The sequence below is a fragment of the Dyella humi genome (assembly GCF_044904605.1).
Taxonomy (GTDB): Bacteria; Pseudomonadota; Gammaproteobacteria; order Xanthomonadales; family Rhodanobacteraceae; genus Dyella_B; species Dyella_B humi.
The window spans coordinates 1,558,471-1,576,217 of the sequence record NZ_JADIKI010000023.1 but is presented as its reverse complement, the minus strand read 5'-3'; the positions used below and the strand labels follow the sequence as shown (position 1 = coordinate 1,576,217).

The 17,747-nt window shown below is 63.9% G+C and carries 7 protein-coding genes; 1 reads left to right on the top strand and 6 read right to left on the bottom strand.

Features of this window, described 5'->3' with window-relative positions; genetic code table 11:
* Window positions 1–61: 61 nt before the first annotated feature.
* The 6 genes from ISP18_RS18305 to glnA all read right to left on the bottom strand — a co-directional run bounded on the left by ISP18_RS18305 (window position 62) and on the right by glnA (window position 16,656).
* The gene (locus ISP18_RS18305; protein WP_380015470.1) at window positions 62–9,541 is read right to left on the bottom strand and encodes an autotransporter-associated beta strand repeat-containing protein; all 9,480 of its coding nucleotides are present in this window, start codon (window positions 9,539–9,541) and stop codon (window positions 62–64) included.
* 112 nt (window positions 9,542–9,653) lie between these two features.
* Entirely contained in the window at window positions 9,654–10,469 is an 816-nt protein-coding gene (locus tag ISP18_RS18300) for a sulfotransferase family protein (protein ID WP_380015467.1), read from the bottom strand.
* A 191-nt stretch (window positions 10,470–10,660) separates the two neighbouring features.
* Window positions 10,661–11,659, bottom strand: coding sequence for a helix-turn-helix domain-containing protein (locus ISP18_RS18295; RefSeq protein ID WP_380015464.1), 999 nt, complete (start codon window positions 11,657–11,659; stop codon window positions 10,661–10,663).
* Complete coding sequence (locus ISP18_RS18290; protein ID WP_380015461.1) at window positions 11,656–12,942, bottom strand: MFS transporter; 1,287 nt, start codon at window positions 12,940–12,942, stop codon at window positions 11,656–11,658. Before ISP18_RS18290 ends, ISP18_RS18295 begins: the two co-directional genes overlap by 4 nt.
* 198 nt (window positions 12,943–13,140) lie before the next feature.
* Window positions 13,141–14,967 carry an alpha-L-fucosidase gene (locus ISP18_RS18285; RefSeq protein ID WP_380015458.1) on the bottom strand — a complete coding sequence of 609 codons (1,827 nt, stop codon included), beginning with the start codon at window positions 14,965–14,967 and terminating at the stop codon, window positions 13,141–13,143.
* 279 nt (window positions 14,968–15,246) lie between these two features.
* Entirely contained in the window at window positions 15,247–16,656 is a 1,410-nt protein-coding gene (gene glnA / locus ISP18_RS18280) for a type I glutamate--ammonia ligase (RefSeq protein WP_380015456.1), read from the bottom strand.
* A 262-nt stretch (window positions 16,657–16,918) separates the two neighbouring features.
* Between glnA and ISP18_RS18275 the strand changes: the two genes are divergently transcribed.
* Window positions 16,919–17,716 (top strand): undecaprenyl-diphosphate phosphatase, encoded by a 798-nt coding sequence (locus ISP18_RS18275; RefSeq protein WP_380015453.1) that lies wholly within the window; start codon window positions 16,919–16,921, stop codon window positions 17,714–17,716.
* The last annotated feature ends 31 nt before the right edge of the window (window positions 17,717–17,747 follow it).

Below are 17,747 nucleotides of genomic sequence, written 5' to 3'. Positions count from 1 at the left end.
ACCCTCCCCTGCAAGCAGGGGAGGGAGCTCGTGTGAAGCATCACCAAGCTTTCTTTCGTACTTAGAACTTCTTGGTGAAACCCACACTCAACGCATTGTCGTTGAGGTGGCTGGCGAACTGACCCTGATAATCCAGGTACAGACTCCACGATGCTCCGGCTTGCGCAGTGATGCGCGCGCCCACCGTCGCCATGCCTCGTCCGAAGGTTTCGCCTGGCAGCGAGAACGCCGTGCCATCCTGGCTGGCGGCCTGCACCATGGCATTACCGCCGTGCGCGTTGTAGCGATAACCCACGTCAAACTGCGGCACATAGCTGATGCCCTGCGCCACGAACGGCCGCGAGAACAACACACGCGCATACGGCTCCAACGTGGTGTAGGTGCTATGTGCACCCTGCAGCGCGAAATCGTTGGCAAACGGATTGGTGCTGGCGATGGATTCGCTGAAGCTGCTCAGGCTCTGGTGCTGATACAGCGCACCGATCGCCGGCGTCACTTGCCACTTTGCCGCCGCGATCGGCCATGCGGCTTGCAATGCTGCGCCCGTGGTATCGCCGTCCGGACGCGCCACGCTGTGGCCAATGCCTGTCTGGCGATACACGCTGTAGCTGCTGTGCGTTTCGTCGATCATGCCCGACAACACCACAGGCCCGACGTTGGCGTAGGCATACACGCCACCGTGCACGCTATCCACGTTGGCATTGCTGCCCTGGTGGTCGCTGCTGTTGATGCGGCCGAAACCCGCTTCCACGCCCACATGCAGCACATCGGTTACCGCGTGATCGAATCCACCCTGCAAGCCGAACAGCGAGCTGTTCAAGCCATTGCTGCCGGTGAGCGATTCGTTGCCACCGCTGTACTGAACCCACAGATCGCTGTTGCAAGACGACGCAACCGTGTTGGCATGCGCAGCGTGCGTGTCGTTGCACGCCGTGTCACTGGAACGTAGCGTCGCGCCGAGTACGGTGTTCAGCGATTGCTGGCCGACCAGGTTCGTGCTTTGCAGCAGATTGGCGTACAGCGCACCGTCTGCGGGCGCGACAATCTTCGACATCACCATCAGATCGGCTTGCGTCGGCGTGTAGACCACCCTCGTGTCGAGGGCGGACGGCGCACCTGTGGAGGTCGTCGTGGCAAATTGCCCGCTCAGCGACGTGGCCTGCACCAAGGTGTAGCTGTTGGTGTTGTACGTGCCTGGTGCATAGATCAGGTGCAGCGTGCCAGCAAGGCTTGCGTTGCCGTTGACCAGCAATTCCGATGCCTGCGTCGGTGTTACATCGATCTGCAACGTCGCATCCGCGTTCTGCGTGTAATTGCCGTTGATGGTCAGCATGCCTACCGAACCGCCCGGCCATACCGTGCCATCGCTGGTCACATTGCCGTTGATGCTGCCGTGACCACGCAAGATGCTGCCGACATCCACTGTGACATTGCTTTGCACGGATGCGCTGGTGTGCGAGCTGTCACCCACTTCCAGCGTACCCGACTGCACCGTGGTGCCGCCGGTGTAGGTGTTCACACCGTTGAGGATCAATGTGCCGCTGCCGATCTGCGCCACGCTGCCGGTGCCGCTGATCACCGCGCTGTAGGTGACCGTGTCGGAACGATCGAACGCCACCCTGCCGGTGCTGGCGACATTGCCGTTGATCATGCCGCTGGTGGTGTTGTTGGCCACCTGCAACAGGCCACCGGTGATCGTGGTGGTGCCGGTATAGGTGTTGGCACCAGTCAGCACCAACGTGCCGCTGCCGGTCTTGGTCAACGAACCGTCGCCGCTGATCGCGCCGGTGAAGGTGCCGTTGGTCGACTGGTTGAACGTCACGTCGGCACTGCCGCCGCTGACCGGTGCGAACGTCACGCTGCCAGCGATGCTGCTACTGGAGCCGACCAGCGTGCCGTTAGTGATCGTGGTACCGCCGGTGTACGTGTTGGCGCCGGTCAGGGTCAGCGTGCCGGTACCGGTCTTGATCAGCGAGCCGTTGCCGCTGATCGCGCCGCTGAAGGTACCGGTAGTCGACTGGTTAAAGGTGAGGTTCGCACTGCCACCGCTCGCCGGCGCAAACGTCACGTTGCCGGTGAGGCTGGTGGTGGCGCCCACCAGGCTGCCGTTGGTGATCGTGGTGCCGCCGGTGTACGTGTTGGCACCGGTCAGTGTCAGCGTGCCGCTGCCCGTCTTGGTCACCCCACCGTTGCCGCTGATCGCGCCGGCAAAAGTGCCGTTGCTCGACTGGTTGAAGGTCAGGTCGGCAATGCCCCCGCTCACCGGTGCGAACGTCATGTTGCCGGTGAGGCTGCTGCTGTTGCCCACCAGCGTGCCGTTGGCGATCGTGGTGCCGCCGGTATACGTATTGGCGCCCGTCAGAGTCAGCGTGCCGCTGCCTGTCTTGGTCAGCGAGCCGTTGCCGCTGATTGCGCCGGCAAAAGTGCCGTTGCTCGACTGGTTGAAGGTCAGGTTCGCGCTGCCGCCACTCACCGGTGCAAACGTCACGTTGCCGACAATGCTGCTGCTGTTGCCCACCAGCATGCCGTTGCTGATCGTCCACGCCTGGCTGGCGCTGCCGGTTCCGCTCAGCGTCCAGGTGCTGGTGCCGCTCTTGCCGAACTGGTTAAAGCCCTGGATCGCCGCGTTGCTGCCCACCGCGCCCACCTGTCCCAGGTTGAAGCTGGCGTTGCTGTTGCCGCCGAGTTCGAGCGTGTCGCCGCCGTTGCTGCTGCCGCTGGTGCTCACCACGTTTCCAGTGAACGTGTAGCCGGCTTCCAGCACCAGCGTGTTGCCGCCGCCGCTCAGATTGACGGCATCGGCTTGCACGCCGCTAGCACTCAAGCCCCCGCTGATGGTGCCGGCATTGACGATGATCGAGCCGCCGCTGGACACCACGCCCACGCCACCCGCACCACCCGCACCGCCGTTACCCCCCATGCCACCCGCGCCGCCGGTCACCGAGCCAGTATTGGTCAGGACGAACTGCGTGCCCTTCACGCCATTGCCGCCGGCACCGCCCACACCACCGGCGCCGCCATTGCCGCCATTGCCCGTGGTGCCGTTGTTCGTGCTACCGCCCAAGCCGGCGTTCCCGCCAGAGCCGCCGGTACCGCCCATGCCGCCGACCACCGAACCGGCATTGGTCAGGGTGAACTGCGTGCCCTGCACGCCACTGCCACCGGTGCCGCCCACGCCACCTGCACCGCCGTCACCGCCGAGGCCGCCATTACCGCCCGTGGCCCCATTGCTGGAACCGGAGCCACCCGAACCGCCGCCGCCCCCCATGCCACCGATGCCACCCTGGCCGCCGACGATCGATGCATGGCTGTTGTTGGTGAGGCTGAAGCTGGTGCCGCTCACGCCTGCGCCACCGGCGCCACCGATACCGCCCGTACCGCCAGTGCCACCCGCACCGCCATTACCGGTGGTACCGCTGACCAAGTAGGCGCTCGAGCCGCCACCGGCGCCCACACCGCCCTGACCGCCCACGCCGCCAAGGCCGCCGGTGATCGTGCCGCTGTTGACCAGGCCGCTCTGCCCGGCCGCGTAGACACCTGCGCCGCCATGGCCACCTGCGCCGCCCATACCGCCGTTACCGCCGTTGCCGGCGTTGCCGCTGGCCCCAACCACGGGGGGCACCGGTGTGTTGCCCCAGTACTTGCCACCTTCACCACCGCGCCCACCCACGCCGCCGGCACCACCCTGGCCGCCGACGATGCGGCCGGTATTGGTGAGGGCAAGTCCCGAGCCACTCACGCCCGCGCCACCGATGCCACCGCTACCGCCGGTACCGCCATAGGCGCCGGCCGTCGGCGCGCTCGAATACTTGGGGCCGTGCATGACGCCGAAGCCGCCCTGGCCACCGCTGCCACCGGCACCGCCGAGGCCGCCAGCCAGCTGGCTCTGGTTGTTCAGCGCAAAGCCGGTACCGCCGACCGCGGCGCCGCCGACGTAGCCAGCGCCACCCGCGCTGCCAGCCGTGGCCGACGCACCAGTGGAACCGGAGGTGCCGCTATTGCCCGAATTGCCGTTGGCGCCGGTCACCGTCACGCTCGCGCCGTTCACGCCCACCTGCAGGGTGGTACCCGATGCCATGCTGACGCCGCCGCTGACACTGCTGCCGGACCCGGCCAGGTCCAGCTCACCGCCCTGCACCGACACGCCGCCGCTGATGGTGGTGGTGCCGGCCAGCAACAGCGTGCCGGCATTGGTCTTGGCCAGGCCCACACTGGAAATCAGCGCGTTGTTGAGCGTGGCGAGCCAGCTCGCACTGCCGCTGCTGCCATCGCCAACCGCGATCACCGGGGCGCTACCGTTGCCGCTCACCAGGGTCAGCTGGCCGCCGTTCAAGACATAACCGTTGCTGGCGAACTGCAGGCCGGTGGCCTGCACGGCGCCCACGCTGTTGTCGACCGTCACGGTGCCAGCCGCGCCGCCAAAGATGGCGAAGCCCGGCTGCGGTTGCATCGGCGCGGTGACCGCGCCGCTGGCATCGGTCCAGTTGGGCGATGTGGTCGACCAGGTGCCGCTGCCGCCGCCGAGCTGGCTCGCGCTGGCCTGACCGTTGGCGTTCCAGAAGCTCAGCGTGAGGCCGGCAGTGTTGAGCAGGTTGATCTGCTTGTTGGCGGACAGGTACTGGATCGAGAAGCTGCTGCCAGCCGGCGTACTGCCCAGGCTTAGGCCACCGTTGTTCTGCACCAGGCTGCCGCCATAGCTGAACAAGTTGTACAGACCCGGTCCCATGCTGCCGCTGTTGCTCACGTTCACCGTGGCGCCATCCAGCTCCAGATTGCCGGTGACGGCGACGTTGCTGCCGCTGCCAAGCGTGGTGAAGTTCGGACCGGGCGCACCCAACGAAATGTTGATCTGGCTGCCCTGTTCGGCGACCAGGCTGCCCAAGGTCAAGGTGCCGGTGGGCATAAGGTTCGCCCCGGAGCTCAGGTCAACCTGGCCACCCACCGAGCCGGAGCCACTCAGCGTAGCCCCGTTCTGCACATTGACGGCGCCGGCGATCGATGCGCCAGAAGTCAGCAGCAAGGTACCCGCCTGTACCGTGGTGCTGCCGGTATAGGTGTTGATGCCACCCAGCGTGAATGTGCTGCCGCCCTGTTTGACCAGCGAACCGCCGCTGCCGGCGATCACGCCGTCGAACTCGGTGTTGTTGGCGAGGCCCAGCGTCAGCGTGTTGCCGCCTAGCTGCACGCTGCCCGTACCGGACAGATCGCCGATGGTGGTGCCGCCGTTGCTGAGGCCGGAGATATCCAGCGTTCCACCGCTGACGGCGACGCCACTGGACGCGGCAATACTGCCGCTGCCCGACAGCTGCAGCGTGCCGCCGTTGACCGTCGTACTGCCGGTGTAGGTGTTCGTCCCCGTCAAATCGAGCGTGCCGCTGCCCTGCTTGATCAGCGAACCGCCGCTGCCGCCCGCGATACCGCCGTCGGCGATCACCCCGTCGAACTCGGTGCTGTTCGCGGTACCGAGCGTTAGCGTATTGCGACCCAGGGCGACCGTGCCCGCACCGGAAAGGTTGGCGATAGTGGTGCCACCATTCGTCAGACCGGAAATGTCGAAGCTGTCGCCGCTGCTAACGGCGACGCCAGTCGACGCGGCAATAGCGCCGGAGCCCGACAACTGCAGCGTGCCGCCGTTGATCGTGGTGCTGCCGGTGTAGGTGTTCGCGCCGGTCAGATCGAGCGTGCCGCTGCCCTGCTTGATCAGCAAACCGCCGCTGCCGCCCGCGATGCCCCCGTCGGCGATCACGCCATCGAATTCGCTGCTGTTTGGGGTACCAAGTGTGAGTGTGTTGCCGCCCAGCGCCACCGTGCCCGCGCCGGAAAGGTTGCCGATGGTGGTGCCACCATTCGTCAGACCGGAAATGTCGAAGCTGCTGCCACCGCTGACGTTGACGCCACTCGATACGGCAATGCTGCCGGAGCCCGACAACTGCAGCGTGCCGCCGTTGACCGTGGTGCTACCGGTGTAGGTGTTCGTGCCGGTCAGATCGAGCGTGCCGCTGCCCTGCTTGACCAACGAACCGCCGCTGCCGCCCGCGATACCACCGTCGGCGATCACCCCGTCGAACTCGGTGCTATTCGCGGTACCGAGCGTGAGCGTATTGCGACCCAGCGCCACCGTGCCCGCACCGGAAAGATCGCCGATGGTGGTGCCACCATTCGTCAGACCGGAAATGTCGAAACTGTTGCCGCCGCTGACGTTGACGCCCCTCGATGCAGCAATGCTGCCGGCTCCCGACAACTGCAGCGTGCCGCCATTGATGGTGGTGCTGCCGGTATAGGCATTGTCGCCCGTGAGATCGAGCGTGCCGCTCCCTTGCTTGACGACTGCACCGCCGATGCCGAGCGCGCCATCGGCGATCACGCCGTCGAACTGGCTGCTGTTCGCGGTACCGAGCGTGAGCGTGTTGCCGCCAAGCGTGACGGTACCGGTGCCGGTAAGGTCGCCGACAGTGGCGTCGAGCGTGGTCACGCCGGAAATGTCGAAGCTGCTACCGCTGCTAACTGCGACGCCACTCGAAGCAGCGATGCTGCCGCTGCCTGACAACGCCAGCGTGCCGCCACTGATCGTAGTGCTACCGGTGTAGGTGTTCGTGCCGGTCAGATCGAGCGTGCCGCTGCCCTGCTTGACCAGGGAGCCGCCGCTGCCGCCCGCGATACCGCCGTCGGCGATCACGCCATCGAACTCGCCGTTGTTTGCAGTACCAAGTGTGAGCGTGTTACCACCCAGCGCCACCGCGCCCGCACCGGAAAGGTCGCCAATGGTGGTGCCATGGTTAGTCAGCGCGGAAATGTCCAAGCTGCCGTTGTTGACGGTCACACCGCTGGACGAGGCAATGCTGCCGCTGCCCGACAGCTGCAGCGTGCCACCGCTGATGTTGGTCGCACCGCTGTAGCTGTTGTCTGCGGTAAAGATGGTGGTGCCCGCCAGCTGGTCGACCGTGCCGGCGCCGGTGATCACCGGCGCAAACGCGTAGCCGGTGTCGGTATGGTTAAACACGAGCGTGCCCGAACCATTGCCGAAGGATACGGTGCTGGTGTTCAACGTACCCACGGCCGTGGGAGCGTCGCCCGCTGCAGCACCGATGTTCACGGTGCCGACGGAGCCGCTGTCCGCGGCGATCACGAAGCTGTTGGTAGCGGTGACCGTGCCGCCGTTGGCGACGGTGAGGCTACCCGTACCGTCGTGATTACCCACCGCGATGTTCGGCGAGCTGAGGCTTGAGCCGCTGTCGGTGACCAGGACGGTACCGTTGGATCCGCCGCCGTCGGCGATGGAGAAGAAGCCGCTGGCGCTAACTTTGCCGCCAGCTGACACAGTGAGCGTACCGGTGCCAAGTTGGCCGACATTGATGAAGGTGCTGCTGGACAGCTGCGCGCCGCTGGTGACGGTCACCGTACCGTTGTCGCCTGCGTTCTGGCCGATGTTCAATTGGCCGTTACTGATGACGGTCGCGCCGTTGCTGACGGTCAGCGTACCGGTGCCGTTATCGCCGACCATGATGGGAGTACCGCCGGGGGGGAGGGTGGCGGTGATGTTCGAGCCCAATCCGTCGACCACCACGGTGCCGTCGTCGATGAGCTCCGAGCTGCGGGCGACGCTACCGCCGCTGGCAATGGTCAGCGTGCCGGCCGCGACCGCCGTGGCGCCGGTGTAGCTATTGGCACCCGTGAGCACCAACGCGCCGCCACCGCTCTTGGTCAACGAGCCCGCGCCGCTGATGATGCCGGTTTCCGTCAGGGTCGTGCCGTTATCGGTGGACAGCGTGCCACCGCTACCGCCGAGCGCGATGGCGCGGTTGGAGGTGATGGCTGCGGTGGTCTCCAGCGTGCCGCCGTTGAAGATTAGCGCGGCTGAGCTGGCGCCAAGATTGGCGTCACTGGAAATAGCCAGCGTGCCTGCATTGATCGTGGTGCTGCCGGTATACGCATTGGTGCCGGTAAGCGCCAACTTGCCACTACCGGACTTGGTCAGCGTGCCGGCGCCGCTGATGACGCCTGTTTCCGTCCAGGTCGTACCGCTATCGGTGGACACGGTGCCGCCGCCGGCGCCGAGCGTGATGGCGCGGCTGGAGGTGATGGTTGCGGTGGTCTCCAGCGTACCGCCATTGAACGTCAGCCCGCCCGCGCTGGCGCCAAGGCTGGCGTCATTGGAAATGGCTAGCGTGCCGGCGACCAGCGTCCAGGACGTCGTCGATGCGGTCGCGCCCGTCAATGTCCAGGTGCTGGTACCAAGCTTTTCGTACTGAGCAAAACCTTGATATTGGGAACCGATTTGCGACGCGGCAAAGCTACTGTTGGCGGTGCCGCCCAGGGCAAGCGTATCGCCGCCGTTGGTGCTGCCGCTGCTGCTGACCACGTTGCCCGTGATGGCTGACCCGGCCTGCAGGACCAACGTGTTGCCACCGCCGCTCAGGTCGATCGCGTCGGCCTGAACGCTGCCACCCGTTAACAGCGGCTCCAGTCCTCCGGCAATGGAGCCGCTGTTGGTGATGGTGGAATTGCCCGTCACCACCACGCCAACGCCACCGGCGCCGGCGTTGCCGTTGCTATGGGTATCGAGGGCACCCGCACCGCCGTTGCCGCCCACAATCCGGCCGCTATTGGTGATCGTCAGGTTGCTGCCAGCGACACCCGCGCCACCGTTGCCGCCGTTGCCGCCATATCCACCATCGCTGAGCTGTCCGCCGCCGTTGCCACCGGCGCCGCCGGTGATCGTGCCCCCGTTATTAAGGGTGAAACCCACACCTGCCACGCCCACGCCACCGCCCGCACCAGCGGCCGCTTTGAAGCCGCCGCCGCCATTGCCGCCGGCACCGCCGGTGATCGTAGTGCCGGTAGCGCTGGTGATCGCACTGCCATTGATGGCGTATACGCCAGCACCACCACCGCCACCGCCACCGCCATAACCCGATGAGGTGGAGAAAGCGCCATTGCCGCCGTTACCGCCCTTGCCACCCACGATGCTGCCTGGGTTGGCAAAGGACGTGCCGCTGACGGACTGGCCGGCGCCGCCGCCACCGCCACCACCGCCGCCGCCATACTTGCTGTTGCTGCCATTGAAGTAGCCGCCACCACCACCGCCGCCGCCATTGCCAAGCGTGCGCAGTCCGCCGCCCGCACCCGCGCCACCGGGCAGATCGACGGGGCCGCCCGATCCGCCACTGCCATTGACTCCTTGACCTGCGGCGCCGCTGCCATTCGAACCGCCCGCGCCACCGCCGTTGGCGGAGAGGCCTGAAGTGATGGCCCCGATACCTCCCGCACCAGCTTGATCGCTGGTGGTGCCGGCGCCGCCGTTCCCGCCGGCCACGCCGCAGATCGTGGTCGCGCTGGGCGTGCAGGTCTGCGACCAGGCCGGCGATGCAACGGCCGCCAAGGCCACACTCACCGCGATCGCCAACAGGCGTGATGTCGGCTCGAACTTCGATGCCGCATTGGCGCCGTCGACCACGCCGCCTTTCGGCGCACTCGCCAATTCGGACACCACTTGCGGAATGCCCAAAGTGCGGTTGAAAACGATGCGATAGATACGGTTCATGGCAAGGCCCCCTGTTGGCCTGGAAGTTAATGACGGCAATACGGCAGCGCGGCGCGCGCAGGCGTGCCGTTTTTCAATCACATAGCGATGGAGCGGTAAGGACCCTGCGCGCTTACACCACCCGCACGCCGTGCGGATTCAATGCGGGGTCCAGCCAGAAAACATCATTCTCGAAACGTCGGAACACGTCCGGCGGCAGCACGCTGGTGCGCCCACGCGCTTCGACTTTCTTGCGCACGGTGTGCAGTCCCGGCGTGCCCGCACGCAGATCGAATTCATCGGCTTGGTAGCTGACGTTGTCGAAGTCGTGGGCGTAAGCCGATTCACCGATGAAGTCGTAGACGGCGGCGATGGCGCGCGCCGGATCGCTGGTCAGCGTTTCGTAGCTCAGCAGCAACAGGTTGTCGGTCTGGTCGCCGTAGAACGCCTCTTTCAAGGCGTTGTAGGCAAAGCCGACCATGCCCTCGCCGTTGGCTAAGCCTTCGGCACGCGAATACACCGTACCGCCGGTCTGGTAATTGAAAATGGAGGAGGGTTGGAACGCGTTCTTGCGCACGAGCTGTTCGATGCTGTCGATGATCCACGACACGTGCCGCACGCAGGCGATCACCTTGCCTTGCGGGAACAACTCTTTCAGCTGACGCATCTTGGTGCACCAGCTGCGATTGGTGTCGAACACCACCTCGGCTTTGTATTCGGGGCCGTAATAGGTGTCGAACAAGCCCTTCAGCATCCGCTTGCGCTGTTCGTCGGTGATGAATACCGAGTACTCGTTGCGGTCGCTGAGCTCACCCAACAGGGTGTTGAAGGCGCCGCCCATCGGGCCGCTCATGCCCGCATGAAAGCGCGGGTTCTGGCTCAAAATGGCCGCAAGCAAGGTCGACCCGGACCTTGGCAGGCCCGAGATAAAGTGAAACTGGCGTTCCATCCGATTGTCCCCTGTAGGCTTTCGCCCCTTTGTTCCGCGCACGCCGTTCCTCGTCGTCCGCGTCATTCAATAATGTGAACTGAGTCACATATTTTTCTTAGCAGTGATGCTAGGCGATGGGAGGCGATAGGGACATGTCTGTGCGTTTCAGCTTTGGAACGTACGTGCAAGAAAAGCGCGCTGATCGGGGCTCAGCGAAGCTCGGCCAGGCTGCCGTTCCAGCGGCGCGCCATCAGGTCGACCGTTGGATTTTCCATACCGCGAATGCTGGCCGCGCGATAGGCGCCAGGCGAGATGCCGAAGGCTTGCTTGAACAGACGACTGGCGTGGCTTTCGCCGGAGAAGCCCAACATGGGCGTCAGCTCGGCGAGGGATAGATGGTCGAAGGCCCGGTCGTCCAGTTGATCGCGCAACCGCTGCAACCGGCAAAATTGCATGAAGCGGGCCACGCCGCCGCAGCTCTCGAACAGGCGATACAGACCGGTGCGCGACATGCCCGTGCCGTCGATGATGTCTTGAACGGAAAAATCGGGCGTACCGAGGTTCGCCTCAACCAGCCGGCGGACTTTTTCACGGCGCACATGTTCGAGCCGGTAAAACTCCGAGCGCCCGCCCGAGCCAGCAGGATTGATCGCCACGGATAAAAGATCGACCAGCGTGCGCGTGACCGCTGCATGCGCACCGAGCGGCAATCGCGGAGCTTGCTCGACCAACGCACGCAGCATGGCGCTGAGCAAGGCGCCTTCCTGCGCGCCAATGCGGTAGCCATGGAGACTGCTCAAGTCGCAGGCTGCCGCCCGCGTGGCCTCGCGCGCCAGGCTTACCGTGATCAGGCCGACGCTCTCCGCGGCGTTTTCCATCGACTGGCATGTATCGGCCAGCAAGGTTTCGCCTGGCACGACCGGCACAGCCTGACCGATCGGACCACCGACCAGCTCGCCGCTGACGACATGGTTTAGGACGAAATGATCGAAACCATCGTCCGCCACGCGTTCCCCACGGCAATGGCGAACACCACCGTACTCGCGCTCGAACAGTATCGTTCGATCCAGCCGCCAGCTGCGCACTCGGGCGAAGAATGGTGTGCCCGTTCGCTCTACGTCCGCGCCGCGCGCGTAAAGATCACGGTAACGCGCGAACGCCTCATCTGCCTCGTACGCCGCGCTATCAAAGGTGAAGATCTCGCTCACCGAGCTGCCTCCGCCGCGACGGGCCGCCTACCGCTGCGTGCCAGCAACGACGCCACGACGCCAGCGATGGCCGCGACCATGCACACCTCGCTTAGGGCCGACGACAAGCCGTGACCGCCCAGGCCCCTGGCATCGCTCACCACTCCCGCCATGAACGGACCCAGCGCCACGCCAACCAGAGTGATGAAGGCGAGAAACACGCGCAGGCCGGCATCGCGCTGTGATGGGCTCAGCATCGCGGGCAATCCGGCCAACGCGGCCACGGCCGCAGTACCGCCGACCAGTGAAGCCAGCGCCAACAAAGCGCAGGCCGCCACACTGGAGGAGGTCAGGGGAATCACTGCCAGCATCGGCATGACGAGCAGCAGTGCACCGGCCACGATGGTGAGGGGCGAGCGCCGCTCGCCACGCTTGTCGACCAGGATTCCCGCAATGAAATGCCCAAGCGGCGACGCGATGAGCAACGAGGCGCCGAACGCGAGCGAAGCCGTCGCCGGCGTCAGCCCTTGTTCGCGATGCAGTACTGACGGCGCCCATGCACCGATCGTCTGCACGACCAGCACGCTGGCACCGGCTCCGCACAGATACATGCTCATCAGGCGCGATTGCCCGCGGAACGAGGCGAGTATTTGCTTGAATACGTGCCCGGCGGGTGGAAACGGCGTGGCACGCGGTTCGGCTCGGCACACCAGCAGCACCATCAACACCAGATTCGGCGCCGCCATGGCCAGGAACAATAAGCGCCAATGAGCAAGCGCGGGCGCGGGCGCCCATTTCGCCAACCAGGCCAGCACCAACCCTCCCAACAGCAGCGAAAGACTGCGCCCGGTCGTCGAAGCCGCCGTAAACACTGCCACGCAGCGGCCGCGCCACTGCGGCGCGGAACACTCTACGATCAGGCCCAAGGCGAGCGGCACAAAAGCGGCCTGTCCCAATCCCACCAGCGCCCGCGCAACCATCAGCGTCGCCAACGCATGCCCGCACGCGAAAACGACCATGCCGAGCATCCAGGTCGCGATGCATCCGGCCAGCAGGCGAAGCCGCTGCGGCGAATGCGCCAGCGGCCAACTGGCCAGCATACCGATGACATACAGCAGTGCGAATGCGGGCCCATCGAGCAAGCCGAGCTGGGTATCCGACAAGCCGAGGTCCGTCTTCAGCAACGGCGCTGCGACGGCGGGTAGATTGCGGTCGATAAAGGCCATGCAGTGGCCCAGCGCAAGCAAGGCAATCAGCGATGTCGGCGTGCTTGCCGAATTGGAACGAGAATCGGACAGCTGCATATCTCCCCTGCACAACTGTTCGTAGATCGATGAGGTGACGTGGGCGGTCCATTTTGTGAACCACATCACACCTTTGAGTGGAAGCAACGTTTATGCCACGGCGGCGCGCGAGCTCGGCCCTGTGCGCCCGCGCCTGGTCTAACCGGTTGCCGGCAGGCGTCGGACGCGACAGGTCACCTTATGCCCTGAAGAGACGCCTTATCGGGTCGGGGACAGATCCACGGATTGCATCGTCACCGGCAGCGCCGTGCCCTGCTCGAACGGTGCCGGCGGCGTAAGCTCGACCTGCATGGCGTAAGGATGCACGGCACGGTTCCGGTGAATGAGCAAAACCTGGCTGCCTGCTTGTTGCTTGCCTGCAGCGCCGCCGCCCAGATCCAGCGGATAACGCTGGCCGTCGATCCACAAATCCATCTTGGTGTGCGCAGGCACCGGCGTGTAATGCAGGGTGAGCGTGTAATTCGTAGCTTTCGCATCGAGCTGCCAGCTCAGCTTGTAGAGCGTGGCAGGCGCTTCGTAGCCTTCGCCGTTGTAGTTGAGGTAATGCTCGGCCTGCGATGGCTGCAGATGAAAGCTGCCATCGGGCGCGGCGGCGATCATGCGAGGCCGGACGTGCAGCGGACCTTTGAGAGGCAGCACGACGACGGGCATGAATGCGTCGATGTCATCGTTGCTGGCGCCCGTTGTTAGGTTGGCGAGACGATCCAGAGGAATAGTGATGTCTTCGCCATCGCGCTGCACGTCAACGGTAGCTTCATGCGCGCCAAGTCGATAAGCGGGGCCGAATGCCGTGTCAGCCACCCCCGGCACATGTAGTTTGTGATCCGGCGGCAGCTTGGCCACGAACAGGTAGATCGCATGCGGGCTTTGGGTTGCATAACCGAAATCCAGTGGCGCGAACGGCTGCTTGCGCGTGCCATAGATGGCCTCGCCGTTGCGCTTGAGCCACGCACCGATGCCGTGCAATACCTGCGCTTCGTACGGAACGACGGAACCATCGCCTTCCGGTCCGATATTGAGAATGTAGTTGCCGCCCTGGCTGACCACGCGTACCAGCCGCGTGATGTTCTCGCGGATCTTGTCTTGCGGATCCTTTCTTTCCTGCCACGAGCGATAGCCCCAGGTTTCCGGAAACATGGAGGCCGGCGATTGCCAGGGCAGCTCCATCGCCACGTCGGGTTCGGCGTTGTCACCCATCACGGCGAAGTCACCGTAGTAGTTCCATACGCGGCCGGAGATCATGGTTTGTGGCTGCAGCGCGTGCACGGTGTGCGCGAAGTGCGCGCTTTGCGCGGGCGTGGGTTTGCCCATGTCGAACCAGATTTCGGAGATGGGGCCGTAGTGGCCCAACAGTTCCTTCAGCTGCGTGACATTGAATGCTTCTTGCTCCGATGTGATCGGATTGCTGTTGCCTTCGATGTACTTGTTCCCGCCTGGGTGATGCCAATCAATGGTCGAGTAATACACACCAAACTTCAGGCCACCGCGCGCGCAGGCATCAGCAAGTTCCTTCACGATGTCCCGGTGATAAGGCGTGCCATCCACGGCGTTGTAAGAAGTCTCTGCGGTCTGAAACAGATTGAAACCGTCGTGATGTTTGGCAGTGATCACAATGAACTTCATACCCGCAGCTTTGGCCAAGGCCACGATTGCGTCGGGATCGAAGTTCACCGGATCGAATTGTTTGGCCAGTGCTTCGTAATCTTTGTCGGGAATCGGCCCGTTGGCGAATATCTGCTCGCTATAGCCGTTGTCCACGCGCTTGCCGTTCCACATGCCGCCCGCAATGGAATACAGGCCGAAGTGGATGAACATGCCGAACTTGCGGTCTTGCCAGGCCTTGATGGTTCCGGCGCTGGGCCCGGGACCCGGTAGCGGCCGAGGCTGGTCGAGCGAGCGGCGTGTCGCAACGGGAGCATCGGTCGCAGGCGTGGAAGGTGATGCAGCGAACAGGGTATGCGAGCAACACGCGATGGATGCAATGAGCCACAGTGCGGCTCGCTTTCGCGTAGCGATGATTCCCATGTGGTTCGCTTCCTTTGTCTAGAACGAGAACGAAGGAGCAAACCTTGCCATGAAATCGAAAGATCCGGGTAAAACGCAAGACAAACATTAGCGAGAAAGTTTGAGGCAAGTGCTCACTCCACCCCAACCCCCGTTCAAGTCGAGGGCAGGCTCCTCCCCTGCAAGCAGGGGATGGAGCAGTTCTGACGATCGTAGTGCTAGCCGTACATTTGAAATTGCATGGCATAAACAACAACGGGCGCCGAAGCGCCCGTTGCTTTATTGCGATGATGCGCGCGATCAGATCGCGTAGTACATCTGGAATTCCAGCGGATGCGTGCTGGCGCGGTAGCGCGTCACTTCCTGCATCTTCAGTTCGATGTAGGCATCGATGAAGTCGTCGTTGAACACGCCACCGGCCTTGAGGAAGTCGCGGTCCTTGTCCAGCGCTTCCAGCGCGGCGTCGAGGCTGGAGCACACCTGCGGGATGTTCTTCTCTTCTTCGGGCGGCAGATCGTAGAGATCCTTGTCGGCCGGCGCGCCCGGGTCGATCTTGTTCACGATGCCATCGAGGCCGGCCATCATCAGCGCGGTGAAGGTGAGGTAGCCCGACTGCATCGGATCGGGGAAGCGCACTTCGATGCGGCGGCCCTTTGGGTTCGACACGAACGGAATGCGGCAGCTCGCCGAGCGGTTGCGCGCGGAGTAGGCCAGCATCACCGGCGCTTCGAAGCCCGGCACCAGGCGCTTGTAGCTGTTGGTGGTGGAGTTGGCGAACGCGTTGATGGCCTTGGCATGCTTGAAGATGCCGCCGATGTACCACAGCGCGAGCTGCGACAGGCCGCCGTACAGGTCGCCGGAGAACAGGTTTTTGCCGTCCTTGCTGAGCGACTGGTGCACATGCATGCCGCTGCCGTTGTCGCCGACTATCGGCTTGGGCATGAAGGTGACGGTCTTGCCGTTCTGGTGCGCGACGTTCTTGATGACGTACTTCAGCGTCATCAGCTCGTCGGCCTTCTGCACCAGGGTGTTGAACTTGACGCCGATCTCGCACTGGCCAGCGTTGGCCACTTCGTGGTGATGCACTTCCACCACCTGGCCGAGCGATTCGAGCACTTTGCACATGTCGGCGCGCAGGTCACCCAGCGAATCGACCGGGCTGACCGGGAAATAGCCGCCCTTCACACCCGGACGATGGCCGCTGTTGCCTTCGTCGTACTTGAAGCGCGAGCTCCATGCTGCTTCCTGCGATTCGATTTCGTAGAACACGCGGCCCATGTCGTTCTGCCAGCGCACGGAATCGAAGATGAAGAATTCCGGCTCCGGACCAAAGAAGGCCGTGTCGGCCAAGCCGGTGGATTTCAGATACGCCTCGGCGCGCTTGGCGATGGAGCGCGGATCGCGGCCGTAAGCCTGCATGGTGCTGGGTTCCAGCACGTCGCAATGCAGAACCAGCTGTGTGTGGCTGCTGAACGGATCGAGGTAGGCCGTGGCCGGGTCAGGCAGCAGCACCATGTCCGATTCGTTGATGCCCTTCCACCCGGAGATCGAGGAACCGTCGAACATCTTGCCGTCCTCGAACGTGGACTCGTCGATGGTGTGGGCAGGGAAGGTGACGTGGTGGTGCTTGCCGAGCATGTCGGCAAAACGCAGGTCGACGAACTCGACCTCGTGTTCCTGGATCAGGTCGAGCACTTTCTTCGCGGACATGTAAAACCTCGATAATTCGTGGAAGGGATCGCGCGTGCTTCTAGGCAAGCACCGTACCAACTCTAAAACACTTTACCGTTCAAATGATTACACAGAGGCGACGGACTTGTGCGAGCTTGTTTTGCACCAAATTAGGGATTAATTTGCACTTGTATGGCGCGTCTTGACCCCCTTGCACTTAACCGCCCGGCAAGGAGGAGCTAAGCCTTAAGCTATACCGTTTTTACGGCACTCTGCCGCCTGCGACACAAGGAACCTCTGCGTGCATGACCTCTTCCATGTGATTCTGCTCGGCATCATCGAGGGTATTACCGAATTCCTGCCGATCTCCAGTACCGGACACCTGCTGATTGCCGAAAGCTTCGGGCTCGGCGCCCGCTCGGATCTTTTCAACGTGGGCATCCAGGCTGGCGCGATCCTGGCCATCACGTTGATCTACTGGAAGCGCATCTGGGAATTGCTGACGCAGTGGCGGGACCCGGTCAATCGCGCGTATCTGGCCAAACTGGTCGTGGCGTTTCTGATCACGTGCGTGCTCGGGCTCGTGGTAACGCATTACGGCTTCAAGCTGCCGGAAACGGTAACGCCGATTGCGTGGGCGCTACTGATCGGCGGTTTCTGGATTCTCGGCGCGGAAGCAGTTGCCGCACGGCAAGTGGATCGCAGCGAGGTTACCTGGCGGGTAGCGATCCTGGTCGGCATCGCGCAGATCGTGGCGGGCGTGTTTCCGGGCACCTCACGCTCGGGGGCAACGATTTTCACGGCGATGCTCGCGGGCACCAGCAATCGTCCCGCGGCGACGGAATTCTCGTTCCTGGTCGGCATTCCCACCATGTATGCAGCAACCGGTTACGAGCTTCTGAAGGTGCTCAAGAGCGGCGGCGCCGCGCATGAAGACTGGGGCGCGCTGATCGTCGGCTTCGTGGTGTCGCTGGTGGTGGCGTTCGTGGCGGTGAAGTGGCTGCTGGGCTATATCCGCACGCATCGCTTCACGTGGTTTGCGTGGTATCGCATTGCGCTGGGCGCGGCGTTGTTATTGCTGATTCCGGCGGGCGCCTGAACCAGCTCCCTCTCCTATAAAGGGAGAGGGA